The 24,731-nt window shown below is 36.2% G+C and carries 22 protein-coding genes and 2 pseudogenes; 11 read left to right on the plus strand and 13 right to left on the minus strand.

Going from position 1 to position 24,731, the window contains the following annotated elements:
• Positions 1–10: 10 nt before the first annotated feature.
• The 11 genes and pseudogenes from KZH69_RS11780 to serS form a co-directional block, all read right to left on the minus strand.
• Entirely contained in the window at positions 11–1,552 is a 1,542-nt protein-coding gene (locus tag KZH69_RS11780) for a hypothetical protein (RefSeq protein WP_219317653.1), read from the minus strand.
• 441 nt (positions 1,553–1,993) lie between these two features.
• On the minus strand, positions 1,994–2,731 hold the full coding sequence (locus KZH69_RS11785; protein WP_219317655.1) for a hypothetical protein: 738 nt from the start codon (positions 2,729–2,731) through the stop codon (positions 1,994–1,996).
• 192 nt (positions 2,732–2,923) lie between these two features.
• Positions 2,924–3,228, minus strand: a pseudogene (locus KZH69_RS20685) (glycoside hydrolase domain-containing protein).
• Positions 3,223–3,525 (minus strand): annotated as a pseudogene (locus KZH69_RS20690) (glycoside hydrolase family 92 protein); the annotation flags it as partial. The pseudogenes KZH69_RS20690 and KZH69_RS20685, both read right to left, overlap by 6 nt.
• 73 nt (positions 3,526–3,598) lie before the next feature.
• Entirely contained in the window at positions 3,599–4,180 is a 582-nt protein-coding gene (locus KZH69_RS11800) for an LOG family protein (protein ID WP_219317657.1), read from the minus strand.
• 258 nt (positions 4,181–4,438) lie between these two features.
• Positions 4,439–5,215 (minus strand): pyrroline-5-carboxylate reductase, encoded by a 777-nt coding sequence (gene proC / locus KZH69_RS11805; RefSeq protein ID WP_219317658.1) that lies wholly within the window; start codon positions 5,213–5,215, stop codon positions 4,439–4,441.
• A 46-nt stretch (positions 5,216–5,261) separates the two neighbouring features.
• Positions 5,262–6,668, minus strand: coding sequence for a magnesium transporter (gene mgtE, locus KZH69_RS11810; RefSeq protein WP_219317659.1), 1,407 nt, complete (start codon positions 6,666–6,668; stop codon positions 5,262–5,264).
• Positions 6,658–7,437 carry a 16S rRNA (adenine(1518)-N(6)/adenine(1519)-N(6))-dimethyltransferase RsmA gene (gene rsmA / locus KZH69_RS11815; RefSeq protein WP_219317660.1) on the minus strand — a complete coding sequence of 260 codons (780 nt, stop codon included), beginning with the start codon at positions 7,435–7,437 and terminating at the stop codon, positions 6,658–6,660. Before rsmA ends, mgtE begins: the two co-directional genes overlap by 11 nt.
• A gap of 82 nt (positions 7,438–7,519) precedes the next feature.
• Positions 7,520–7,831, minus strand: coding sequence for a DUF4286 family protein (locus KZH69_RS11820; RefSeq protein WP_219317662.1), 312 nt, complete (start codon positions 7,829–7,831; stop codon positions 7,520–7,522).
• 67 nt (positions 7,832–7,898) lie between these two features.
• The gene (locus KZH69_RS11825; RefSeq protein WP_219317664.1) at positions 7,899–9,677 is read right to left on the minus strand and encodes a tetratricopeptide repeat protein; all 1,779 of its coding nucleotides are present in this window, start codon (positions 9,675–9,677) and stop codon (positions 7,899–7,901) included.
• 71 nt (positions 9,678–9,748) lie between these two features.
• Positions 9,749–11,020 carry a serine--tRNA ligase gene (gene serS, locus KZH69_RS11830; RefSeq protein ID WP_219317666.1) on the minus strand — a complete coding sequence of 424 codons (1,272 nt, stop codon included), beginning with the start codon at positions 11,018–11,020 and terminating at the stop codon, positions 9,749–9,751.
• Positions 11,021–11,273: 253 nt separating this feature from the next.
• Between serS and KZH69_RS11835 the strand changes: the two genes are divergently transcribed.
• Positions 11,274–11,789, plus strand: coding sequence for a ferritin (locus tag KZH69_RS11835; RefSeq protein WP_219317667.1), 516 nt, complete (start codon positions 11,274–11,276; stop codon positions 11,787–11,789).
• A 704-nt stretch (positions 11,790–12,493) separates the two neighbouring features.
• Here the strand turns inward: KZH69_RS11835 and KZH69_RS11840 are convergent.
• Positions 12,494–12,817 carry a single-stranded DNA-binding protein gene (locus KZH69_RS11840; RefSeq protein ID WP_219317668.1) on the minus strand — a complete coding sequence of 108 codons (324 nt, stop codon included), beginning with the start codon at positions 12,815–12,817 and terminating at the stop codon, positions 12,494–12,496.
• A 374-nt stretch (positions 12,818–13,191) separates the two neighbouring features.
• Here KZH69_RS11840 and KZH69_RS11845 point away from each other — a divergent pair, with 374 nt between their 5' ends.
• The 3 genes from KZH69_RS11845 (at position 13,192) to KZH69_RS11855 (ending at position 17,729) form a co-directional block, all read left to right on the plus strand.
• Positions 13,192–14,721, plus strand: a complete 1,530-nt coding sequence (locus KZH69_RS11845) for a bifunctional GNAT family N-acetyltransferase/carbon-nitrogen hydrolase family protein (protein ID WP_219317669.1) — start codon at positions 13,192–13,194, stop codon at positions 14,719–14,721.
• A gap of 255 nt (positions 14,722–14,976) precedes the next feature.
• Positions 14,977–15,324: a DUF2116 family Zn-ribbon domain-containing protein gene (locus tag KZH69_RS11850; protein ID WP_219317671.1), complete on the plus strand. Its 348-nt coding sequence runs from the start codon at positions 14,977–14,979 to the stop codon at positions 15,322–15,324.
• An 11-nt stretch (positions 15,325–15,335) separates the two neighbouring features.
• On the plus strand, positions 15,336–17,729 hold the full coding sequence (locus KZH69_RS11855) for a M20/M25/M40 family metallo-hydrolase (RefSeq protein WP_219317673.1): 2,394 nt from the start codon (positions 15,336–15,338) through the stop codon (positions 17,727–17,729).
• Positions 17,730–17,848: 119 nt separating this feature from the next.
• Here KZH69_RS11855 and KZH69_RS11860 read toward each other — a convergent pair whose 3' ends face one another.
• A complete protein-coding gene (locus KZH69_RS11860) occupies positions 17,849–18,244 on the minus strand; it encodes a rhodanese-like domain-containing protein (protein ID WP_219317674.1) in 396 nt (131 codons plus the stop codon).
• A 146-nt stretch (positions 18,245–18,390) separates the two neighbouring features.
• Here KZH69_RS11860 and KZH69_RS11865 point away from each other — a divergent pair, with 146 nt between their 5' ends.
• The 7 genes from KZH69_RS11865 (at position 18,391) to feoB (ending at position 24,727) form a co-directional block, all read left to right on the plus strand.
• Positions 18,391–19,281 carry a LysR family transcriptional regulator gene (locus KZH69_RS11865; protein WP_219317675.1) on the plus strand — a complete coding sequence of 297 codons (891 nt, stop codon included), beginning with the start codon at positions 18,391–18,393 and terminating at the stop codon, positions 19,279–19,281.
• Positions 19,278–19,727 (plus strand): GNAT family N-acetyltransferase, encoded by a 450-nt coding sequence (locus tag KZH69_RS11870; RefSeq protein ID WP_219317676.1) that lies wholly within the window; start codon positions 19,278–19,280, stop codon positions 19,725–19,727. The genes KZH69_RS11865 and KZH69_RS11870 overlap by 4 nt, the downstream gene beginning before the upstream one ends.
• Positions 19,728–19,747: 20 nt before the next feature.
• On the plus strand, positions 19,748–20,572 hold the full coding sequence (locus KZH69_RS11875; RefSeq protein WP_219317677.1) for an NAD-dependent epimerase/dehydratase family protein: 825 nt from the start codon (positions 19,748–19,750) through the stop codon (positions 20,570–20,572).
• A gap of 1 nt (position 20,573) precedes the next feature.
• Positions 20,574–21,524, plus strand: coding sequence for a DMT family transporter (locus KZH69_RS11880; RefSeq protein ID WP_255557897.1), 951 nt, complete (start codon positions 20,574–20,576; stop codon positions 21,522–21,524).
• 115 nt (positions 21,525–21,639) lie between these two features.
• Entirely contained in the window at positions 21,640–22,317 is a 678-nt protein-coding gene (locus tag KZH69_RS11885) for an SCO family protein (protein WP_219317679.1), read from the plus strand.
• Between the two features lie 71 nt (positions 22,318–22,388).
• Entirely contained in the window at positions 22,389–22,631 is a 243-nt protein-coding gene (locus KZH69_RS11890; protein ID WP_219317681.1) for a FeoA family protein, read from the plus strand.
• Positions 22,628–24,727 (plus strand): ferrous iron transport protein B, encoded by a 2,100-nt coding sequence (gene feoB, locus KZH69_RS11895; RefSeq protein ID WP_219317684.1) that lies wholly within the window; start codon positions 22,628–22,630, stop codon positions 24,725–24,727. Before KZH69_RS11890 ends, feoB begins: the two co-directional genes overlap by 4 nt.
• Positions 24,728–24,731 lie beyond the last annotated feature (4 nt).

A 24,731-nucleotide genomic window follows, 5' to 3' on the forward strand; every position in this document is an offset into this window, starting at 1 on the left:
TAAAAAAGATCTAATTCTCGCAGAAAGACCCTATTTGTTGCAAATGTCTCTCAGTTTGGTATTTGTTGAAGTTATCCCATTTTGGAGGAAAACTTGTTTTTTGTCCGTACATAGAATCCAAACAAATGTTGTTGTCCTTGTACTTTTCGTGCAAAACAGCCAATATTTTGAAGAAAAATTCATCAAGCATTACAATTGACCCAAATTCGGATTTCAGTGTATCGTAATTACTGTCTGACGGATCTAATATTTGCAATAAATCCAAAACCGTTTTCTTTTCATCTTCATTAATTTCGGCTAAATAACCCATTTTCAAGGTTTTAAAAACCAAATTATTCCAAACCACACTGTCATGTCCCCATTGAACATTAGGAAGATTTAGAGAATGTTCACAGATTAGAATAATAGAAAAAAGAACATCATTCAGATACTCTGCCGGAAATTCATCAAAACTTCTCATTTCAAAACCACTTTGGTACATTTTTTCCTGATTAAAATCAAGTCCTAATTCCGAAAGCATTTCATATTCCATTTCAGCTTCAATCTGATCTCTCCACCAAATATTTTCCTCTTTTTCAAATTTTAGTAATTTTCTAAAATCATCTACTTTGTAGGTCAAAATTTTACCTTTTGGCATCTCTTTGTTAAAAGTTCCTACACCTATGTAACGAGACATTGCATTTCGCATAGAACCCAAAGTAAATTTTTTGTCCAAACTGTATTTATCACTTATCACGCCCATAATATCGGGACTTCCAAGCGTTGCTATGAAAAAAGGTTCAAACCATTGCAACAAATAAATGGCATTGGCGTGTGTTTTATCAAAATCATTGTAATCTACAATTCTGCTGTCTTCCGTTAATGAAGGCAACGTAATATGAAAATGATAGGTTCCATTATTAAATAAAACAAGGTTTTCCTGATTGGTCATGAACATATTCAGACCGTTATTATAATCTGGAAAACTCAATTTTCCATTCAAAACAGATGACTCATTGATTTTATCCAGAAATAGCTTTTTGGTGGCTTTTAATTCTTTGCAGGAATCAGCTATCGTTCTGTTTTCAAAATATTTGGTTACAAATTCAATAGAATCACCATCAAAATGCACCGATCCCATCGTTTTGTTTCTTTGGGTAATCATACTTTGAATGTTGTACGGCTGATCCTCAAGGAAAAGTTCCATTATTGATTTTCCAAGATATTCAGGATTTTCAAGTGGTTGTGCGCTCACCTCAGCAGTTTCTGCACCAACAAATGGTTTTAATGGCGACAACATTTTGTGCTGATAGTTGATATCCAACTTTTCAAGTGAATGACTATTAATCATTCGGCTCACTTTGTAGTTTTCATTCAAGCCAAAAGCTTTTTTCAGCATAGGAGCGATGCTGTCTGGTTTGTAGCATTTTCTATAATCAATACTGTATTTCTCAAAACCAATTTTCTCTTGTATAAACTCACCAGAAACTATTAGGGATTCTTCAAATTGCATGTAGGTTTCGTTTTCTAATCCTATTCCCCAATAATATTTTTTTGTCTGATTGTCTTTCATTTATACTAATTTTCTTTTTTTTTGGTTTGCTGATTTTTTTTAATCTTTATTTTTTATTCGAAAACACAAATTTAATCCACTATAAATCAGAGACAAAAATCCTCTAATGGCCTAAACATAATTGTTTCATCCATTAAAAAAGTTTTCTTTTACTTTTAAATTGTAAGAAATTCTATTGTGGTCTCAGAAATTTTGCCTTTGTATGGACTGAACGATTGATAAAAAAGTAAAACCTTATAATGGGGTTATAAAATTACTATTGTCATTAATCACTTTTATATCAATAATTTAAGTAAATGAATAGCCTAAATACAACTTTTGCTATCCTTGTTTTTTCCAAGTTGCAAAAGTACTTCATTATTATCGTATTTCCAAGTAGTTAATTCGTTGAAAATCAATAATAACACAAAATATTTGAGTTGTCAGATTAATCAATTGGATTTAATCGTGGTAGTAAAACACAAAAGAGGAGTATAACTCGTCATTCCACCAATCTTTTCGAACCTCCGAAAAGTAATTGTAATTGATTTTCCCAGCTTGTGATTGCAGTGGATATAGGACCACTCCATTTTCTCGATACGCCTGATGCAAATCCGTTTCGGGTACAACGGGAACGATATGTCCAGAAAGTCCCCTTTCTCTTCTTTTGGCGCAAATGATTCCAATTCCGCCATTGGTATTCACTTGAGATTGCATTTCATCGACTGAAAACATCCTTTTCCAACCAAAACTAGCTCCCCATTGTAAAAACCAATCGTGAATGGCACTGGAATAAATATGATCTACGGTTTCCCCGTAAATCACTTCTAGATCTTCTCCGTCTACTATTTTTTGAAGTGCTTCCTGTGTCCACCAAATCGTTGGAACATAGACGTTGGAAAAATAGCAATAATCAAAAGTATAGACATTGCAATACGTATCTTCAATTGTTCTTTGGTATCGAATGCTATTCTCAACATCCAGTTTATCAATAAGTTTGGTGTAACTTTCCTTTTTTGTCGCAAGATTGGTCAAGTCTCTGTAGGGAATACTGGAATCATAAATGGGTTTCCACTTCTCTTCCATAGAATCCAAACGCGATTTTGGATTGGGAGCAAAATTGGCAATCTTAATTCGGGGATCGGGTACTGAATTTTCAACAATTGACACTAAGGGTATCGAAACGGTATCTTTCTTCATTTTGATTGATTTTAATCAATTTTCATGGACTTCTTGGCTCTCGAAAACTTCGGAATAAACCATTAAAACGTCCCTATTCAAAAATCTTTTTCTAAAAATTTAAATGTAAACAAAAATCCCCAAGAGGAAATATAATTTCGTTGCAAATCTCCGATAAATATTTCAGTAGATTCAATAAAAACGTCAACAATATTATTTTTTAGGTTTTGATCCCATGAAAAATGTCAATTTACTTCCGGATATAATGTCGCTATGGTTTATGAACAACGTTGGTAAAGGCTTTCCATTTAGCAGGATTTTTTGAACATATACATTATTGTCTTTTTGGTTAATTGCCTCAACAGTAAATGTTTTCCGTTTTCTAAAGTCAATACCGCATTATTTACCAAAGGAGAACCAATAGCATATTCATTTGAACCCGGGGCAACCGGATAAAATCCTAAAGACGAAAAAATATACCAAGCGCTCATTTGTCCGCAATCATCATTACCACCCAAATCAGAATGTCCCGTCCCGTTTAAATGGGTGTGACTGAAACCAACAATCGTTTTGTCTTCGTATTTGTATCCTGCGCAATACTTATACACTTCTCCATTGTATTTCCCGTTCAACTCATACGAAATTGTATCGGTTTCCGGACTTAATTGTACCGCTCCAAACGGAACAGTTGCTCCGGGATACGTATGCCCCATTTTTTCAGTGCCAATAATCGGTTTTACATATTTAACTAAGTTTTGTTGCGCGTTGCTAAAAGTAAAATGGAACAAAAAAATAACAGACAGTACGTATTTCATTTCTTTAAAATATTAAATCGTTGTTTTAAATAACTACAAAAATTCTGTAGCTTGACGAAGTGGATAGCTAATTTTAAATATTTTCTTTATCAATCCATTTTCCCACCGTTGGTGCAACATAATTTTCCATTTTGTCCAACAGTTCATCAATCGAGTCGCTTACCAAAAGCATTTGTTGGTTTACTTCTTTCAAAAGTCCTTTGTTAACCATCGTGTGCACAAAATCAATTAAAGCATCATAATAACCATCGACGTTTAAAATCGCAATTGGTTTTTTATGTAATCCCAGTTGTGCCCAAGTCAGCATTTCGAATAGTTCATCTAGCGTTCCAAATCCGCCCGGCAAGGCAATTACACCGTCACAAAGGTCATTCATTTTGGATTTTCGTTCGTGCATGGTGCCGACTAAAATCAATTCCGTTAGTTGTTTATGAGCAATTTCTTTTGACCTCAAAAAGTTAGGCAACACGCCGATTGCTTTTCCGCCTTCGTTCAAAACGCCATCAGCAACGGCTCCCATAAGTCCAACGTTGGCACCACCATACACTAATTCAATGTTTCGTTTGGCTAAGGTTTGTCCAAGCAAAGTTGCTTGAGTAGTATAGATTTCTTCGGTTCCAGAACTGGATCCACAGAATACAGTTATTCGTTTCATTTTTTTGATTATTAAGCAACTCCAAATGTTTTGAAATTAAGAGAATCAAATATACATATTAACAACACCAATCATTAGATGCATTTTGGTTCTTAACATCAACTTTCTCTTTTGACTAAAGGTCTTGCAAAATACGTGAGGGATAGAAGCTAGCTACCGAAGTAGCGCGGATAGCCCGACAGCATAAAGAAAATGGGCTAACTCACCATAGCGATGAGTTAGCCCATTTTCTTTATGGTGGCACGCCCAAAATATGCTTTATCCTTTAATTTGTTTTAGAGAAGTTTTGATTCCTTTGATTAAGGAAGAACTAAAACCATGCAATTCCATTTCGTTTAAGCCTGCGATGGTACATCCTTGAGGTGTGGTTACGCGGTCGATTAATTGTTCTGGATGTCCTTTTTCTTCGAGTAGCATTTCGGCAGCACCTTTTACGGTTTGGGCTGATATGGCCAAAGCAGTTTGCCAGTCAAATCCAATTTCGATTCCCGCTTGCATGGACGCACGGATGTAACGCAAGGCAAAAGCTGTCCCGCTTGCCGCAAGTACGGTAGCCGCATCCATTAATTTTTCGTCAATAATAGGTGCAGTTCCTAATCCTTGAAAAAGCGCTACAGTTGCTTGGGCTTGGGCTTTGTTTTTTTCATTAAAAGCGATACAAGTGGCCGATGCGCCAAATTGTGCAGCAATATTAGGCATAATGCGAACAGCACTATGATTATCCCCTATTTTGTTCTGTAAATTTTCTATCGATAGTCCGCTTACGGCTGATGCAATAACTTTGTTTGAAATCGCTGGTAATATCTCGGCCAAAACGGTATCTACCTGATACGGTTTTATAGTCAGGATGATAACATCAGCATCTTGAATATTGTGTTTATTATCTGTAGTAATGGTAATTCCTAAATCCTCTAAATGTGAAATAGGTGCAATGTTACGTCTGGTTACAGTTACTTGATTATTAGTGGTGAATTTTGCAATTCCTATTGCGATGGAAGCTCCAAGGTTTCCGCCGCCTATAATATGTACTTTCATTTGGTTGTTTTTGGTTGTTTTTTTGGTTAACTTTTATTCTGTTTTTTTATAATAATTTGCCTTTCAAGAAAAGCATGGCTATCGAAAAGTAAATAATTAGCCCCGTCACATCTACCAAAGTAGCAACGAATGGAGCTGACGATGTTGCTGGATCTAATTTGAATTTTTTTAGCACAAAAGGAATCATAGAGCCTGAAAGTGTTCCCCACAAAACGATAAAAACCAAAGAAACAGAAACGGTCATTGCAATAAAAAACCAGTAAATTCCATAATCATGAAAGTTTAATGTTTGCCAGACCAAGATTCTGATAAAACCAACAATTCCAAGTATAGAGCCCAATAAAAAACCAGAAGCAATTTCTTTTTTCATTACATACCACCAGTCTCTCAACGTCAACTCCTTTAATGCCATCGCACGAATAATTAAAGTTGCCGCCTGCGAACCTGAATTCCCTCCACTAGATATAATCAATGGAATGAATAATGTAAGAACAATTGCTTTATCTATTTCACCTTCAAAAAATCCCATCGCCGAAGCGGTAAACATTTCTCCGAGAAAAAGTACAACAAGCCAAGTGGCCCTTTTTTTTACCATTTCAAAAAGTCGGGTTTGCACATAAGGCAAGTCGAGTGCCTCTAAACCCCCAAATTTCTGAATATCTTCGGTATCTCTTTTTTCTATTTCATCTTTGATGACATCAATAACATCATCAATCGTGATTCGTCCCACTAATCGTCCCAACTCATCAACAACCGGAATTGCTTCCAAATCGTATTTTTCCATGATCCTAGCCACATCTACATCGGGAGTTTCTACATCTACAAAGTGCAGTTTCTTGATATAAACATCACTAATTGGTGTTCGTGTAGAAGTGCTCAATAAATCCTTGAGCGACAATCGTCCTTTCAAACGGTCGTCATCATCTACCACATAAATAGAATGAACTCTCGAAATGTTTTCAGCTTGGATACGCATCTCTTTAACGCAAGTAAGTACATTCCAATTTTCATTGACCTTAACCAACTCTTTGTGCATGATTCCGCCTGCCGTATCCTCATCATAACGAAGCAAATCAACAATTCCTTTGGCATGCTCAACATCCTGCAATTCAGATATTACCTCAGCTTTCTTTTCTTTCGAAAGTTCCCCGATAATATCCGCGGCATCATTGGTCTCTAATTCATCAAGCTCTTCGGCAATCTCTTTTGCCGAAAGTCTTTTTAATATATTTTCCCGTAAATCATCTTCTAACTCCAGAAGAATTTCGGCCGTTTTTTCACTATCTAATACCTTAAAAATATAAGTAGCTTCATCTATATCAATCTCGTCAAGAATTTCTGCAAAATCAGCGTGATGCATATCATTCAACAAAATCTCCAACTCGTGATTATTCTTAGCTTGGATGAGTTGAGCTATTTGTTTAATAAGCTCTTTACTGATTTTAAATTCCATCGGCTTCTATTTTTTGGGTCAATGCTATAAATTCTGAGTAATCTAATTGTTCCGGTCTAAGATTAAAAACCTCGTCCTCTCTCAAAATGTCGGACAAATTTAGGGTTTTTAAGCTGTTCCTCAAAGTCTTTCTGCGTTGTTGAAAGGCCGTTTTTACAACAGTAAAAAACAATTTTTCTCCGCAAGGCAAACTAAAGTCATCTTTCCTGCGCAAACGCAGTACACCCGACTTCACTTTGGGGGGAGGATTAAACACATTTTCATCTACAGTAAATAAATATTCTGCATTGTAAAAAGCCTGCACCAAAACCGATAGGATTCCATACGCTTTTGTTCCCTTTTTTTCGCAGATACGTTCTGCTACTTCTTTTTGGAACATTCCTGCAAATTCAGGAATCTGATTGCGGTATTCCAATGCTTTGAAAACGATCTGGGTCGAAATATTGTACGGAAAATTACCAATTATGGCAAATTGCTTCCCCTTAAAAACTTCATTAATATCGTATTTCAAGAAATCTTTAGAAATGATTTTGTCTTTAAGTTTTGGATAATTGGCATCCAAATAAGTCACTGACTCGTCATCAATTTCGATTACATAAGTATTGATGGGCTTGTCTAACATATATTTGGTCAAAACGCCCATTCCCGGTCCTATTTCTAATACATCCTCGTATCCTACTAAATTCAAGGTATCAGCAATATCTTTTGCAATACTTTCATCCTTCAAAAAATGTTGTCCGAGGTGTTTTTTGGCTTTTACTTTTTCCATGTTTTCTTTTTAGATTTTTCGAATATTAGATCGTTAGATTTTTCGAGTTCTCGAACCATCTAAAAATCGAATAATCTATTTATTAATGCTCACTAATCACTTCCAATTCGGTTCTAAAAGCCAGCATTTTATCGCCAAACAATTTCAAACCTTCTTCCCTTAATCTAGGAGCATCCTCTTGATAATATTTCTCTAATGTTTCTTTACTATCTGTTGTATATTGAACCGAATAAGTGACTCCGCCCATTTCCTCTTCAATTAAAACCCGAACAAATTTAGCCGAGGTAAATTTTCCACAAGCCAACATTTCCGGAATATGTTTGTGTTGCATCCAAATCATCCATTGGTCGTGAACGCTTTCGTGTATGTTTGTGGTAACGTTATATATTATCATTTTTGCTGTTGATTTGTTTAACCGATCCGATGAAACGAATAAACTGTTAAACGATTAAACTCTTCCCTTATAAATTAGTATCTCCGCGCAATTCCCTGAACTTCCTTCTGGCATCTACAAAATAAATACTGTCCTGATGCCCGAAAATAATTTTTTCATACAAAGCCTTGGCTTTATCAGGTTGCTGCAACTGTTTGTTGTAAATATCCGCCGAAAAATAAAGCGCTTCATCTATATAAATTCCATCGCTATGATGATCAATTATATCTTGGTATTGTGCCAAAGCTAATGTATAATCACCAAGTTTTTCATACAATCTCCCCAATCGCAACAAGGTCACCGCTTCGATTTCCTGTCCTTTGAAACTTTTCAAAATCGATTGAAACTGTGCTATCGCTTCCTGATTTCTGTTTTGGTACAAAAGATAATCTCCTTTGGCAAATTGCTTCAGCGCCGTTTGGGTCGAATCGGCAACAGTATTGTCATTGATTAACAAAAAATATTCTAAAGCATCGTTGGCAATCAACTGTGTACTGGCTGATTTCAGTTCTTTGAACTGTTTTAGTGCCCATTCAAAATCAGTTTTAAAATAACTGGTTTTAGCCGATTTCAAACTTGCTTCATGCGACATCACATTGTTTTGCAAATTCTCTTCTATTTGTGAATAATAAAGCAAGGCCTGATTGAATTTTTCTTCGGAAAGTAAAATGTCCGCCAACCCCATTTTGCATTGTGCTTGATCGTATAGATTCAGTTGCATTTCCATCGCTCGCTTAATAATGGATTTTCCCTCAACAGGATTTTTCATTATGAAGCTCACAAAATGTGCTTGTTTTAGTTGCAAAGATAAGGTAACTGGAGTTAAGCCATATTGTTTTAACAAAAGATCAAATTGAGCATTGATCGCCGCAAAATCTTTTTCTTGCGCCTTTTCCATCTTCATTTTCATTAAATAAGTATGGGCTTGTACAATCAATTCTACATCGGTGGTATTTTCCAACACATAATTCATAACCTCTGCAGCTACTTCATTATCCCCTTCCTCAATTGCCATTTGTCCTAAGCTAAGGATATTAGAAAGTGATTCGGGATTGCGTTTGTAGATGGCTTTTTCTTGAATAAAGGCTTTTCCGAATTCTTTTTGTTGCATGTAAAACCAGCTCAAAAACTGATTCCAAAAAACATCCTGATTTTTTTGAACCCTTACAATCAAAGCTTTTCGGAGGCTTTCATTGAACTTGGAATCCCCATCGGTTGACATATAACGTGTCAGTTGGTTTTGAATCATCACTGCCGATTGTGGATTCTCGATTGCTTCTTCCAGAAAATTGGCAATCATTTCATCATTTTTTCCCAATTGACCATACAGCAATGCCGTTTGGTATTTGAAATCATAGGTTGGTATCAACTCACTGGCCACTAAATACGATTGCAAAGCATATTCAAGCAATACCTTTTTTTCAAAGGTATTGGCAACTCCGTACACTTCGTTTGGATTTTTTCTAATTTTGTCTATTGCCTCATCGTAATACTTTTTGGCTTTAGATTCATTTTTTTGCAATTGAAAATTATAACCCAATTCAACCAAAAGTGTGGCTTGCTTGTATTTGCTCAATCGCTCCTGAATGGCTTTTTCAGTAGATTCAAACTGAAGCAATTGCTGCATGCAATCAATTTTTCGTTGAAAATAAAAAGGATTCGTTGGCAATCCATCCGATAATTCCTGGTAACTGACCAATGCCTTATCAAAATCCCCTTTGTCATAATAATACTGCGCCAATTGCTCGTTTTGGGCAAAAATTGACGTTGAACAAAACAGGATTATATAGAGGATTAGGTTTTTCATTTCCTTTTTTAGTCGCAGTCACAGTAAACAGTCACAGCTTTGAATACTGTGACTGAAAACCGAAAACTAAATTAATCTATAATATCAAACCCACAGTAAGGACGCAATACTTCTGGTATTACGATTCCCTCTGGCGTTTGGTAATTTTCTAAAATTCCGGCAAGAACTCTTGGCAAAGCCAATGAACTTCCGTTTAAAGTGTGTGCCAATTGATTTTTTCCGTCTTTGTCTTTGAAACGCAATTTCAAACGATTGGCCTGAAAAGTTTCAAAATTAGATACTGATGAAATTTCCAACCAACGTTCCTGCGCTGTAGAATATACTTCAAAATCATATGTCAAAGCCGATGTGAAACCCATGTCTCCACCACAAAGACGTAAAATTCGGTATGGCAATTTCAAATCCTGCAAAATACTTTTTACATGTTCCACCATATTATCTAATGCAGAATATGAATTATCGGGATGCTCCACACGAACGATTTCCACTTTGTCAAATTGATGCAAACGGTTCAATCCGCGTACATGCGCTCCGTAAGAACCCGCTTCACGACGGAAACAAGGCGTATAACCCGTGTACTTAACCGGCAATTCACTTTCGGATAAAATAACGTCTCTAAAAATATTGGTTACCGGAACTTCAGCTGTTGGAATCAAATACAAATCGTCTGTAGCATCGTGATACATTTGACCTTCTTTGTCCGGCAATTGTCCAGTTCCATAAGCAGACGCTTCGTTTACCAAATGCGGCACTTGCATTTCTTTGTATCCTGCTTCAGTATTTTTGTCTAAAAAATAATTGATTAAAGCCCGTTGCAAACGAGCTCCTTTTCCTTTATAAACTGGAAACCCAGCACCTGTTATTTTTACTCCTAATTCAAAATCAATGATATCGTATTTTTTTACCAATTCCCAATGTGGCTGTGCGCCTTCGTGTAAAACCGGAATAGTGCCTTCTTCAAAAACATTAAGGTTATCCTCTGGTGTTTTTCCAACAGGAACAATATCGGCAGGAAGATTCGGTAATGTATATAGTTTCTCTGTTAATTCATTGGCCAAAACAACAGCATTTTCAGCTAAAATTTTGCTTTTTTCTTTTAACAAAACTGTTTTTTCTTTAAGAATTGCCGCTTTCGATTTCTCCCCCGCTTTCATCAAATCACCAATATCTTTGGATAATTTATTAGATTCGGATAAAATAGTGTCCAACTCTACTTGTGTAGCGCGACGTTTTTCATCCAATTGTACCACTTCTTCAACAACTTGTTTGGCATCCATATTTCTTTTGGCCAAAGCGTTGATTACTTTCTCTTGATTCTCTCTAATAAATGTGATTTGTAACATAATTTGTTTTTTATACCTAAATAATGGTAGCAAATTTAAGGAAATGTTTGATAACAACGAGACAAAGTTTCTTATCTGGTTGCATTTTGGTTTTCACAAGACAATTTTGACGAAAACACACCACCTTTTCACCATTTTAGCACCATCGAAAACGTATTTACAGATTTTAACTTGATATAGATTGTTTCATTTTTGACTTAAAAAGAATAGTATTAAACTATTTTTTTTCTAATTTTACTAAAAACTAGAAATCATGCTATTAAAAAATATCGAAACCGCACTAAACAAACAAATCCGTATAGAAGCCGAATCTTCTCAAACTTATCTATCTATGGCTTGTTGGGCCGAAGTAAATGGATTGGAAGGAATTGCGCAGTTTATGTATGCACAATCTGATGAAGAGCGTTTGCACATGCTCAAATTAATCAAGTATGTAAACGAACGTGGTGGTCATTCAAAAATAACCGATTTAAAAGCTCCAAAAACCACTTACGAAACGTTCAAGGGAATGTTTGAAGAACTATACAAACACGAGATTTTTGTTTCGGAATCGATAAATGAATTGGTACACATCACCTTTGAAGAAAAAGATTATGCTACCCATAATTTCTTGCAATGGTATGTAGCCGAACAAATTGAAGAAGAAGCAACAGCCAAAAACATTTTAGATAAAATCAACCTTATTGGTGACGATAAAGGCGGATTATACCTTTTTGACCGAGACATTCAGCAAGTAGCTATTGCAAGCGCTGCCGCACCAGCCAAATAATTAAGAGAAAACTTCTTAAAAAATAATTCCAAAATGCTTTAGCTGCATTTTGGGATTTTTTTTGCTCCAAAAAATGTTAAAACTTATTTAGAATAGATAAAAATAACTTATCTTTGCATTGGTTTTTAATTCTTCACACATTGAGCAAGAAAGAAAAAGAGAAAGATAAAAAAAAGGACAAAAAGAAAGAACTCCTTAAAAAAATAAAAGTGGCCGAAAACTGCAAGTCAAGCTGTTGCGAAAAATTTAAAAAAGGGGAAAAAAAACGTTGCAGCCGTTGCCCGATGTTTGATTTAATAAAAAAAGCGTCTTAGTTTTTTTATTAGCAGAATTCAGTTGGCAGCGTATAGTTGTACTCTGTTTAGTAATCAGTTATGCAGTAGCTTTATTTTTAAATGAACCGTCGCAATAGTTAATTTATAGTAATGAAAAAAGAGTCCCAAGGGACTCTTTTTTTGTTGAAAACAACGAGACTAAAAATACTCGTTTCGTTCTTTTCGATAAAAGGATTTCTCAATATAGTCATCTCGTTTTTCTGACAACATTGCCAACATTGATTGTTGAGTAAATCGTAAAGATCTCTCCATCGTCGAGATGATAATATTGGGTGATAAAGCATGACCAAAAAAAACCTTCTTGTTCTACTAAAATCGGATAATTGTTTGCCTTCACAATTCTGCTTTCTTAAATCTACTCTCAGAAATCTACTTCCCTAAAAGCATAATTTCGCTAACAACCACTTCGGTGATATAGCGTTTTTCACCATTTTTATCGTCGTAGCTTCTGTGGGTTAGCTTTCCGTCTATGGCAATTTGTTTTCCTTTGGTCACGAATTTCTCGATAATCTCGGCTGTTTTTCCCCACGCAACAATAGTGTGCCATTCGGTTTGGTCTACTCGTTCTCCTTTGTCGTTTTTGTAACTGTCATTAGTGGCGATAGTCAAATTAGCTAATTTTTTTCCTCCTTCAAACGATTTGATGATTGGGTCATTTCCTGCGTTTCCGATTAATTGTACTCTGTTTTTCATGGCGTGTAAAATTTAAATGTTAGTGTGTATATGATTATTATTGAAATTGACATTGCACTGTTTCATTTCGACAGGGCAAAGATGCGATGGCTTGCAAAAATTATTCGGTTGCTAACTACTTACTTTCGGTTGTAATTACTTGTAACCGTTTGTAAATGGATAAATTTTACTATATTTGAAATATAACATGGCATAAAAAAGCAGAATTAGCCTTGATTTATTTGCCAGTTCGCAACGCTCACGCGAGCCGATATCCTCATAACGGACTGAAGAGAGAAAGCGATAGCAGGAACCCATACCTACGAGGAAAGCCTAAGGATTGGCTCTAAAAAAGTATTTTAAATTAATTACTCACCATAAATTCTCTCATTATTATGCAGGCCAAAATAAAAAAAGTAGAATTGCGGAACTTAGCTTTTGAGGATTACAAACAACTCAAAAACTCGATGGTGGAATCGTATCCAGAAATGGCTGATTCTTATTGGCGTGCTAATGATATTGAACGGCTCTTGGGTATTTTTCCCGAAGGTCAATTGGTTATTTTAGTGGACGGAAAAGTGGTGGGTTCCGCTCTGTCTTTGATTGTAGCCGAAAAATTGGTCGATAAAAAACACAATTACTCACAGATAATTGGTGATTATTCGTTTTCGACACACAATCCACAAGGGGAAATATTGTATGGTATCGATGTTTTTATCCACCCCAATTATCGTGGGTTGCGTTTGGGCAGGCGTTTGTACGATGCCCGAAAAGAATTGTGTGAACAGTTGAACCTTAAGGCGATTGTTTTTGCGGGACGAATTCCGAGTTACGGTCAATACTCCAATAAACTGACGCCCACAAAATACATTGAGAAAGTAAAAAGTAAACAATTGCACGATCCAGTGCTATCGTTTCAGTTGAGTAATGATTTTCACGTATTGCGAATCATGAAAAATTATTTGGCTGGTGACGAAGATTCGAAGGAATTTGCAGTCTTGCTGGAATGGAACAATATCTATTTTGACGAAAGTCCAAGATTAATAAATACTGAAAAAAATGTTATTCGGCTAGGCCTAATTCAGTGGCAAATGCGATCACTTGGCAATCTTGAGGCATTATTCGAGCAATCAGAATTTTTTATTGATGTAGTTTCGGGCTACACTTGTGATTTTGCTGTTTTTCCAGAATTGTTCATCGCTCCTTTAATGGCCGATTATAATCATTTGACCGAAGCTGAAGCGATTCGTGAATTAGCGAAACATTCTGAACCTATCCGAAAACGGTTTCAGGAATTGGCCATTTCGTATAATATCAATATCATTTCGGGCAGTATGCCGTACCTGGAAAATGGCAATTTATACAATGTGGGGTTTCTATGCAAGAGAGATGGAACATCGGAGATGTATACCAAAATTCACGTCACACCAAACGAAGTACAGCATTGGGGCATGAAAGGCGGGTCTGAAATCAAAACTTTTGACACCGATTGTGGTAAAATTGGAATTATGATTTGTTATGATGTGGAGTTTCCCGAAGTTTCGCGAATTATGGCCGATGAGGGAATGAATATTCTTTTTGTTCCTTTCCTGACCGATACTCAAAACGCCTACATTAGAGTAAAACATTGTGCTCAAGCCCGAGCGATAGAAAACGAATGTTATGTTGCCATTGCGGGTTGTGTGGGGAATTTGCCTAAAGTAAATAATATGGATATTCAGTATGCACAAACGGCGGTTTTTACACCTTCGGATTTTGCATTTCCTAGTAATGGTATCAAAGCCGAAGCTACTCCAAATACTGAAATGACTTTGATTGTTGATGTCGATTTACGATTGCTAAAAGAATTGCACGAACATGGAAGCGTGCGCATCCTGAAAGACAGAAGAACCGATTTATATCAAATAAAAAAGATTGAGAATTGAGGCAAATTGGACACGGATGGCACGGATTCTACATAGATAAATTAGCCACTCCCAATAGCTATCGGGAATGGCCAATTATACAAGGGATGGAAAAACAAAGCCAAAACCATAAATCCTAACTAGCCCTGATGGAAGGGAAAATCCCACGCTTTTGGGCGTGGATTGGAATGAGAGCAGGAACCAATACCCAAAAATAAAGCCTAATGATTGGCTCCTAAAAAAATGAAATAACGTTGAACATAAAACGATAGTATTATGAAAACCTGCCTTGAATGTGGAGATCCCATTGTAGGTCGTGAAGACAAGAAATTCTGCAGCGATGGTTGCCGAAATGCCTACAACAACAAAATAAATAAAGATAGTACGAATTATATGCGCAATATCAACAACAAATTGCGCAAAAATTACCGAATTTTGTCGGAACTTAATCTGGAGGGCAAATCGAAAACGACTCGAGCCAAGCTGATGAGCAAGGGTTTTGATTTTGAGTTTTTTACTAATGTTCTCCATACTAAATCGGGGAATACCTACTATTTCCTGTATGATCAAGGCTACATGGTTTTGGACAATGATTATTATATGCTCGTTAAAAAAGATATTTAAAACCTCAAATAATGAAAAAGAACTATTCTTCTATTATAAGTGTTGTCATCATCCTTGGGATTTTGGGATTTTTATTTGCGTCCTTAATGCCTTCGTGGTCGGTTAATGAAGACAAAAAAGTCACAGAGTTTTCGACTAGCAGAGCATTGGAACATATTAATGCGATTGCGAAACAACCGCATTATGTCGGCACGAAAAACCACGAAGTTGTGGCTAATTATATCATCAATGAATTGCAAAAACTGGGGTTGGAAACAACGGTTCAGGAAGGTTTTACCCTGAGTGATTGGGGGAATTTGGTCAAATCAAAAAACATAATGTGCCGCATCGAAGGGACTAAGAACACCAAAGCATTGCTTCTGCTCTCGCATTATGACAGCGCACCACATTCGGTTTCGCATGGGGCAAGTGACGATGCATCGGGTGTAGCTACAATTTTAGAAGGTGTTCGTGCCTTTTTGAATGCAAAGACCAAGCACCAAAACGACATCATTATACTATTTACTGATGCCGAGGAATTGGGTTTGAATGGCGCTGCACTTTTTGTTACTGAACATCAGTGGGCCAAAGAAGTGGGTTTGGTGTTGAATTTTGAGGCACGAGGTTCATCGGGACCAAGTTATATGTTGATGGAAACCAACAAAGGAAATGCGGGCCTAGTTAAGGAATTTGCCAAAGCGGGCGCTACGTATCCGGTTTCGAATTCCTTGATGTATAGCATTTACAAAATGTTACCAAATGATACCGACTTAACGGTTTTTAGGGAGCAAGGCAATATTCAAGGATTTAATTTTGCTTTTATAGACGGCCATTTCAATTATCATACCCAACAAGATGATGTGGCCCATTTGGACAAAAGCACTTTGAAACACCAAGGCTCTTATTTGATGCCGTTGCTGAATTATTTCTCAAATGCCGATTTAAATGCTACAGCTTCGACAACAGATGATGTTTATTTTACAATTCCTTTTACTTTCATCAGTTATCCTTTTGATTGGGTAGTACCAATGACATTAATTGCGGCTGGTTTATTAATTATTTTGGTTTTTCTGGGCAAAGCCAAAAGAATGCTGAAGTTGAACGAAATTATGAAAGGGTTTTTCCCTTTTTTGGGTGCTTTGATTTTCACGGGCTTGATAACCTATTACGGCTGGAAAGGGTTGTTGTGGTTGAATCCGCAATACAATGATTTGCTCATTGGCTTTACGTATAACGGGCACGATTACATAGCCGCTTTTGTATTGCTGAGCCTTTCGATTTGTTTTTTCTTTTACCAAATAGCCTCCAAGCCAAAAGTAACGATGAACCATTACGTGATTCCACTACTATTTTGGATTGTGCTAAATGGATTTCTGGCCAACAGTTTGCGTGGTGCAGGATTCCTGATTATTCCGGTCTATTTTGGACTGATTGCCTTTGCAGTTTTTGTGTTTAGCCAAAGATCCAATTGGATTGTAAACCTCATTTGTGGAATTCCAGCGTTGCTGATTATTGCTCCGTTTATTCAAATGTTCCCAATAGGTTTGGGATTGAAAGTGCTGTTTGGAAGTGCCATTTTGACTGTTTTAGCATTTACCATATTGCTTCCAATTTTTGGGGCTTTTACCAAAAAAGGAGCTTGGTCATTCTTTTTCTTTTTAACGGCTATTACCTTTTTAGGCAAAGCACAATACCATTCGGGTTACGAATTAGGCGAAGCCAAATCCAACAGTTTGGTATATCTCTACAATGCTGATAACAACAGGACTTATTGGCTTACTTACGACACCAATCTCGATTCTTGGACGAAAGGGTATCTGGGTGAAAAACCAAAAGGAGCAAAAATATTCAATGATTTGAAGCTGTTTAGCAAATACAATTCGGAGTTCACCTATGCCGCAGAAGCACCAAACAAAGGAATTGCTAAACCAACAATTACTTTTATTCAAGACAGTGTGGTAGGATTCAAAAGATATTTGAAAATACAAATCACCCCAAACCGAAAGGTCAATCGCTATGATATTTTTGCCAACCAAATTATGACATTTTTCAATTTCAAAGCGAATGGAGTAACAACTTTGGGTCAAAAAGGAACGGAATTGGAACGAAACGGCAAAAAACTGCTGAGTTATTATGTGGTCAATAACGAACCGCTTGTTTTACAATTTACCATAAACAGAGCAACTGTCCTTGATATGGATGTTATGGAAAGTTCGTTTGATTTGATGGTTAATCCATTATTCGCGATGACTCCAAGAGAAGACTGGATGATCCCAACTCCTTTTGTTTTAAATGATGCAATAATCATTACCCAAAAATTAAGACGAACTCCAAAAGTGGTTGCTCCTCTTTTGAAGACTAGACTAATAAAACCAGAAGTGATGGATAGTTTGAAAATAATCAAGGATAGTTTACGAATAAAGTAAATTTAAAAGCAGTGTCTCAGAGATAGACAAAGAAAAAACACAGAGATATGCCAAAGAAAAAAAACCTTTGGTTATCTCTGTTTTAACTTTGTGTCACTTTGCAAAAAAACTTTCTTCTTTTAACATGCACACTCAAATTTCTCACCATCTTTTTTCCCTTGAGTTCCGTTGGTTGCGTAACCGTCAAATTTCCACCACTCGATTCCACCTATTAATTCCTTTACTCTAAATCCTAATTTGGTCATATTAAGAGCTCCTTTTGTTGAGGCATTACAGCCTATCCCATCGCAGTAGGTTACATACAAAACTTCTTTATCCAAATGACTGGTGGTTTCCAGACTCATTTCTCGATGCGGAATATTAATCGCATTTGGAATATGTTCAGCCTCAAACCCAAAAGCTTTCCGGGCATCGAGAGCGATCACTTTTACTCCATTATTCAAGGCATCAAACAAATCGGACGGATCCATTTCAAATGCCAACTTGTTTTCATAATGTTTTATTTGTTCTTCCATATGTTTTGTTTTTAATGTTATTTGATTTTTCAAAATTAGGTCAACTGCATTTGGGATAAAAACGAAAAGAATTCATCCATTACATGAATTCTTTTCATGCAAATCCAAGCATAAATTTTGTTCCTTTGTGAAAATAATTCTCAAAAATGGAAATCAGACATTTAAGATTGATTAAAGCAATTGTCGAAGAAGGTAGCATTACAAAAGCGATAGGCAAACTACATTTGACACAATCTGCCTTAAGCCATCAACTCAAAGAATCCGAATATCAACTTGGTACTAAGATTTTTTTGAGAACCAATAAAAAACTGATTCTGACTAAAGCAGGCGAGAAATTATATGAAGTTGCCAATGAGATTCTCGATAAACTTTCGGAAACAGAATTGCAAATCAAACAAATGGTTTTTGGGGAATTTGGAGAAATAAAAATCAGTACCGAATGTTTTTCAAGTTACCATTGGCTGCCTTCCGTTTTAAAGCAATTCCACCATTTGTATCCCAATGTTGAATTGAAAATCGTTACCGAGGCTACTCATTATCCGCTTCAAAAACTATTGGATAATGTAATTGACATTGGAATAGTCAGTGACCAAATTAAAGATGACAGAATAAAATACCTAGAACTTTTTCAGGATGAAGTGGTCATGGCAGTTTCTGAAAATCACCCTTGGGCCAATAAAAAATATGTGATTGCCGAAGATTTTGCCAATGAGCATTTAATCATTCATTCACTACCGATGGAAACAGTTACCATTCATCAAATGGTTTTGGCTCCCGCCAATATCACGCCTAAAAAAGTAACTCCATTACCTCTTACCGAGGCCTCTATCGAAATGGTTAAAGCCGATATGGGTGTGATGTCAATGGCAAAATGGGCCTTGCAGCCTTATTTAAAAAATAGCCCCATCAAAGCCATAAAAATTGGCAAAAACGGACTGAAAAGAAAACATTATATTGCTATTAGAGCTGAAAAGGAATATCCTGATTATTTTAACCATTTTATTGGCTTTTTACAAACCGAAATCAATTTGCAATGAACTATTTAATTCGAGATTGTCAACCAACAGATATAAATGACGTGGTTCAATTGTGCCAAAAACATGCTGAATATGAAAGAGCTGCTTTTAATCCGATAGGAAAAGAAGATGGACTCAAAAAGGCCTTCTTTGATAAACAACCCAAATTGTTTTGTTTGGTTGTCGAGCTTGATAATAAAATCGTTGGCTACACCAGTTATACTTTTGATTTTTCCACTTGGGATGCTGCCACTTTTATGTATATGGATTGTTTGTTTCTTGAAGAAGAAACTCGTGGTTTTGGAATTGGTGAAGCTCTAATCGAAAAATTAAAACAAATAGCAATAGAAAGAAAATGCAGTAACATACAATGGCATACGCCAAAATTCAACGGACGAGCAATTAAATTCTACCATCGCATTGGCGGAACTGGAAAAGAAAAAGTACGCTTTTTTCTTGATTTATAATGGGTATCAAAAAACAAAAAATGAGACAAATAAGCATATTGGGTTGCGGTTGGTTGGGGTTGCCTTTGGCGAAAGCCTTATTAACAAATGGGTTTTCTGTAAAAGGTTCAACTACTACCGAAGACAAACTTCCCGTATTGAAAGCCTACGGAATTGATCCGTTTTTGATAGCGCTTGATAGCAAAAGTAGTACTCCTACAATTGAAGTTTTCCTTAACGAAAGTAAAACGTTAGTTATCAATATTCCGCCACAATTAAGACGAAAAAAACATGATTCTTCAACTGTGAATGAAAAGGTCTTTGTAGAAAAAATAAAAACACTTATTCCATATATAGAAAAATCGACAATTGAGAACGTACTTTTTGTAAGTTCCACTTCGGTCTATGGTGAAACCAACGCAACAATAACAGAAGAAACCATTGCAAAACCCGATACCGAAAGTGGTAAACAATTGTTAGAAGGAGAATCGCTTTTGCGAGACAATCCGCATTTCAAAACTACGATTCTGCGTTTTGGCGGACTCATTGGTGAAGACCGAAATCCAACCAAGTCTATGGCCGGGAAAACAAATCTGGAAAATCCGGAAACTCCCATTAACTTCATTCACCAAGAGGATTGCATTGGGATTATCCTAAAAATATTACTTACGAATTCCTGGGACGAAATCTACAATGGTGTCAGCCCTTTTCATCCCACAAGAGAAACTTATTATACACAAAAAGCAACCGAATTAGGCTTACCTTTGCCGCAATTTGACCATTGCGAGCCATCTGCTAAAAAACTAATTTTGAGCAGCAAAATAGAAAACGTTTTGGGTTATTCCTTTATTAAAACCAATTTATAAGTTGAGAACAAAAATAAAAACCGCTTTTAAGTCAAGAGTTAATGCCATTGGATTGCCCATTTTGGCCTTATGTTGGGTTAGTTTTTTTTGGGGAACCACTTGGCTGGCTTCCAAAGAAGGTGTCAAACACATGCCGGCCTTACAACTCGCAGGAATTAGACAATTTATTGGTGGCTCCTTATATCTTACCTTTTTCTTATTGAAGAGAACGCCTTGGCCAAAAGGAAAACAATGGAAAACCATTATTATCCTTAGTTTGCTCAATTTTGTTTTAAGTAACGGACTCAGCACTTGGGGTGTAAAATTCATCAGTAGCGGATTGGGTGCCATTATTGGTGCCATGGTTCCTTTGTGGATTGTGTTTATCAGTATTTTTAAGGGGGAAAGAATTACCAGATTAGCAATTTTGGGAATTGTGATTAGTTTTGGTGGAGTTTGTGTTATCTTTTACGAACACCTACTCGATTTTTTACAACCTGACTTTCAATTTGGCATCGTACTTTCGATAGCCGCGACGATTACTTGGGCATTTGGGACTTTATATACCAAGAAAAAAGCGGCTAGTTTCAATCCTTATTTTAGTTTAGGATTACAGATGTTTATTTCCAGTATTTTCCTGTTTGCCTTTGTAGGTGCCACAGGTGCAAGCATTCCACTTTCTGAAATCCCAATGAATTCTTGGTTATCAATAGCTTATTTGGTCATCATAGGATCGGTATTAACCTTTATCGCTTTTATTTATGCCCTGCAAAAACTCCCTACTGAGTTGAGTAGTTTGTATGCTTATGTCAATCCGATAGTAGCCGTTATTTTGGGTTCCTTTATTTTTGGTGAACCATTAACCGTGGCAATTGTCTTTGGCGGCAGTATCACTTTAATCGGATTGTATTTGATTAATTATGCCATGCGAAAAAAGAGAAATAGCATTGAGCCTATAACAGAGATTAATTAATTTCAGATAATGAGAACATGTTTTGAAAAAAAAGCATTGAAAGTGAATAATCTTATATCTCTTTAAATTTCATAGGGGTTGATTTTTTTATTTAATTTTGCACCAAATTAAAATTATGTTGTCTATTCTAAAAAAATACAGAATCTATATTGGTATTGTATCGCTTTTCTCCATTATAACCCTTTACTTGTTCTATGGTGCTTTAAAACCTAGTAAAACATTGCCCATCTACAATCCTGCCGATGTGAATCCAGAATTGGTCGACACTACTATACAATACATTCGCAAATACCACACCATTGCCGATTTCTCATTTGTAAACCAAAATGGCAAAACCATTACTCAAAAAGACTACAATGGAAAAGTATATGTGGCGGACTTTTTCTTTACCACTTGCGGTTCTATTTGTCCCAAAATGACCACCAACTTGATCGATGTGCAAAAGGCGATTAAGGACAATCCAAAAGTAATGTTGCTTTCCCATACCGTTTTTCCTGAAACAGACAGTGTACCAGCTTTAAAAACTTATGCAAAAAAATATGGTGTCATTGACGGAAAGTGGAATCTGGTAACTGGGGACAAAAAAGAAATATATACCATGGCCAGAAAATCCTATTTGGCTGTAAAACTAGGCAGACCTGACCAATTGTACGATATGGTGCATACTGAGAATTTTGTTTTGGTCGACCAAAAAAGACGTGTCCGTGGTTTTTATGACGGTACAAAGAAAGAGGACATAAAACGATTGATTGAAGATATTAATTGGCTTTGCACCAATGAAAAAAATGAGTAAAACTGATAATTATCACCTTTAATTATAATAAAAAATGTATTTTTGTAATCTTAATTCAATCTAAATAAGCTTTGCAAACAACGATACATTCTCTCAAAAAAGGCCAAAAAGCCATTATACTGGATTTTGATATTGATGTTATTCCATTAAAGCTATTAGAAATGGGCTGTTTGCCAGGTAATGAAGTCGAATTACTTCAAATTGCACCCCTTGGAGACCCTTTGTATTTAAATATCAACGGATCTCATCTTGCCATTCGCATTGAAACTGCCAAACTTATTAACGTGGAACTCATTAAAAACAAACAAAAATGAGTTTAAAAAACATAAACGTTGCTCTAATCGGGAATCCAAACGTAGGAAAGACTTCGGTTTTTAATCAACTTACAGGCTTGAACCAACAAGTAGGGAATTATCCCGGAATTACTGTGGAGAAAAAAATGGGTTTTTGCAAACTGCCCAACAATATCAAAGCGAATATTCTTGATTTACCTGGGACCTATAGTTTAAACGCAAGTTCTATTGACGAAAGTGTTGTTATTGAACTTTTGCTTAACAAAAATGACCGCCTCTATCCTGACGTAGCTTTGGTGGTTACCGATGTGGAGAATCTGAAACGAAATTTACTCCTTTATACCCAAATAAAAGACCTTGAAATACCGACCATTTTAGTCATCAATATGGCCGATAGAATGGAACACAAAGGTATTTCACTTGATATTCCTTATCTCGAAGAACACTTAAAAACCAAGATTGCGTTGATAAGTTCCAGAAAAGGCTACGGAATTGAAGAATTAAAAAATTTAATCGTTAGTTACAAAACCATTTCAAGTGAACCTTGCTTAAACGCTTCGATTATTGATGCCGAATATTTCAATAGCCTTCGCCAAGCATTCCCCAACCAATTGTTGTATAAATTGTGGTTGGTTATTACCCAAGACGTCAACTTTTTGAATCTGGAACGTAACGAAATTCGCAGTTCATTTACCAAATCGCATTCGGATTTGAAACGATTGCAACAAAAAGAAACCATCAAACGCTATCAGTTCATCAACGACGTATTAAAAGTTGGTTTAAAAATAGATTCAAGTGTTGCCAAAGACTTCCGCAGTAAATTAGATCGTATATTGACCCATAAAATATGGGGTTACGTTATTTTCTTCCTTATTCTGTTTGTGATTTTTCAGTCAATTTTTCAATGGTCTAAAATTCCTATGGATTTTATCGACAGTACATTTGCCACTTTAAGTACATTGGCAGGTGAACATTTGCCTCCAGGAATGCTGACCGATTTGATTTCTCAAGGAATAATTCCCGGAATTGGCGGCATTTTAATATTCATTCCACAAATTGCTTTCTTATTTCTATTCATTTCCATACTCGAAGAAAGCGGTTATATGAGCCGTGTGGTTTTCCTAATGGATAAAATCATGCGTAGATTCGGCTTATCGGGCAAAAGTGTCGTTCCTTTAATTTCAGGAACAGCCTGTGCCATTCCAGCAATTATGGCAACTCGAAACATCGAAAACTGGAAAGAACGTTTAATCACAATTCTAGTGACTCCGTTTACCACTTGCTCCGCACGACTTCCTGTTTACGCGATTATTATTGGGTTGGTTATTCCGGACACCTATGTTTTGGGAATATTAAATGTACAGGGACTGACCTTAATGCTTTTGTACGTTATTGGATTTGGTACGGCAATATTAGCTGCATATATCTTGAATATTATTCTAAAAGTGAAAGGCAAAACATTCTTTGTGGTCGAAATGCCCAATTATAAATTACCAATGTTCAAAAATGTAGCCATTAACGTAATCGAAAAAACAAAAGCGTTCGTTTTTGGGGCTGGAAAAATCATTCTGGCAATATCGGTTATATTATGGTTTTTGGCTTCTTACGGCCCTGGAAAACAGTTCAAAAATGCAGAAAAGATAATATTAGAAAACACCAAAGCGCATCCATTGTCGCCAATCGAGTTCAATAATGCTGTTGCTTCGCAAAAACTGGAAAACTCTTATATTGGCTTAATGGGAAAAACCATAGAACCTGTAATTTCTCCTTTGGGTTACGACTGGAAAATTGGCATTGCCATCATCAGTTCTTTTGCGGCGAGAGAGGTATTTGTTGGAACACTTGCAACAATTTACAGTGTCGGCGGAAGTGACAATGAAAATACCATAAAAAACAAAATGGCGGCAGAAGTAAATCCAGTAACGGGCGAAAAAATATTCAATTTTGCCTCAGGAATTTCATTATTGATGTTTTATGCTTTTGCCATGCAATGCGCCAGTACACTTGCCATTACAAAAAAGGAGACCAACTCTTGGAAGTGGCCCGCTGGACAGTTGGTTTTCATGAGTAGTTTGGCATATATAGTTGCCTTAATTGCTTTTCAAATTCTAAAATAGCACA

The sequence above is a fragment of the Flavobacterium taihuense genome, from assembly GCF_019351435.1.
Lineage (GTDB): Bacteria > Bacteroidota > Bacteroidia > Flavobacteriales > Flavobacteriaceae > Flavobacterium > Flavobacterium taihuense.

Coding starts and splice junctions, on each gene's coding strand:
- KZH69_RS11780 (WP_219317653.1), bottom strand. CDS start 1,552: ATGAAAGACAATCAGACAAAAAAATATTATTGGGGAATAGGATTAGAA.
- KZH69_RS11785 (WP_219317655.1), bottom strand. CDS start 2,731: ATGAAGAAAGATACCGTTTCGATACCCTTAGTGTCAATTGTTGAAAAT.
- KZH69_RS11800 (WP_219317657.1), bottom strand. CDS start 4,180: ATGAAACGAATAACTGTATTCTGTGGATCCAGTTCTGGAACCGAAGAA.
- proC (WP_219317658.1), bottom strand. CDS start 5,215: ATGAAAGTACATATTATAGGCGGCGGAAACCTTGGAGCTTCCATCGCA.
- mgtE (WP_219317659.1), bottom strand. CDS start 6,668: ATGGAATTTAAAATCAGTAAAGAGCTTATTAAACAAATAGCTCAACTC.
- rsmA (WP_219317660.1), bottom strand. CDS start 7,437: ATGGAAAAAGTAAAAGCCAAAAAACACCTCGGACAACATTTTTTGAAG.
- KZH69_RS11820 (WP_219317662.1), bottom strand. CDS start 7,831: ATGATAATATATAACGTTACCACAAACATACACGAAAGCGTTCACGAC.
- KZH69_RS11825 (WP_219317664.1), bottom strand. CDS start 9,677: ATGAAAAACCTAATCCTCTATATAATCCTGTTTTGTTCAACGTCAATT.
- serS (WP_219317666.1), bottom strand. CDS start 11,020: ATGTTACAAATCACATTTATTAGAGAGAATCAAGAGAAAGTAATCAAC.
- KZH69_RS11835 (WP_219317667.1), top strand. CDS start 11,274: ATGCTATTAAAAAATATCGAAACCGCACTAAACAAACAAATCCGTATA.
- KZH69_RS11840 (WP_219317668.1), bottom strand. CDS start 12,817: ATGAAAAACAGAGTACAATTAATCGGAAACGCAGGAAATGACCCAATC.
- KZH69_RS11845 (WP_219317669.1), top strand. CDS start 13,192: ATGCAGGCCAAAATAAAAAAAGTAGAATTGCGGAACTTAGCTTTTGAG.
- KZH69_RS11850 (WP_219317671.1), top strand. CDS start 14,977: ATGAAAACCTGCCTTGAATGTGGAGATCCCATTGTAGGTCGTGAAGAC.
- KZH69_RS11855 (WP_219317673.1), top strand. CDS start 15,336: ATGAAAAAGAACTATTCTTCTATTATAAGTGTTGTCATCATCCTTGGG.
- KZH69_RS11860 (WP_219317674.1), bottom strand. CDS start 18,244: ATGGAAGAACAAATAAAACATTATGAAAACAAGTTGGCATTTGAAATG.
- KZH69_RS11865 (WP_219317675.1), top strand. CDS start 18,391: ATGGAAATCAGACATTTAAGATTGATTAAAGCAATTGTCGAAGAAGGT.
- KZH69_RS11870 (WP_219317676.1), top strand. CDS start 19,278: ATGAACTATTTAATTCGAGATTGTCAACCAACAGATATAAATGACGTG.
- KZH69_RS11875 (WP_219317677.1), top strand. CDS start 19,748: ATGAGACAAATAAGCATATTGGGTTGCGGTTGGTTGGGGTTGCCTTTG.
- KZH69_RS11885 (WP_219317679.1), top strand. CDS start 21,640: ATGTTGTCTATTCTAAAAAAATACAGAATCTATATTGGTATTGTATCG.
- feoB (WP_219317684.1), top strand. CDS start 22,628: ATGAGTTTAAAAAACATAAACGTTGCTCTAATCGGGAATCCAAACGTA.